Source organism: Staphylococcus pseudoxylosus (assembly GCF_003697915.1).
Classification (GTDB): domain Bacteria; phylum Bacillota; class Bacilli; order Staphylococcales; family Staphylococcaceae; genus Staphylococcus; species Staphylococcus pseudoxylosus.
Genome location: NZ_RCVN01000081.1, coordinates 1 through 295, shown reverse-complemented (window position 1 = coordinate 295; position 295 = coordinate 1). Strand labels below are relative to the sequence as shown.

The following is a 295-nucleotide window of genomic DNA, read 5'->3' as shown; positions in this document are numbered from 1 at the left end:
CATTTGCATAAATATATAGCCCTAAACCATGACGAGCAATTGCCTTAACTAGTCCACGCTGAATGGCTTTATTTACGTCCATAGAAGTCAGTTTTTCAACTGGGATAGATTGGTTACGATAGTCCATTACAGGCAAGTATTCAATGTGCTCCAAGCCCTCAATAGTCATACCAACCTTAACCCATGCTGTGCGACCGTCTGTGTGATAATTTAACCCTTGTTCATTTTCATAAACTTTACTGTTAGCTTCAGGATATACTTTTTTAACTTCAGACCATGCATATGCCCAACTAAG

Annotated in this window: 1 protein-coding gene; it reads right to left on the bottom strand. The window is 39.0% G+C overall.

Going from position 1 to position 295, the window contains the following annotated elements; translation table 11 throughout:
- Window positions 1-295, bottom strand: a 295-nt coding sequence (locus D9V42_RS14890; RefSeq protein ID WP_122065564.1) for a Sak single strand annealing protein, incomplete at both ends; no start/stop codon positions are given.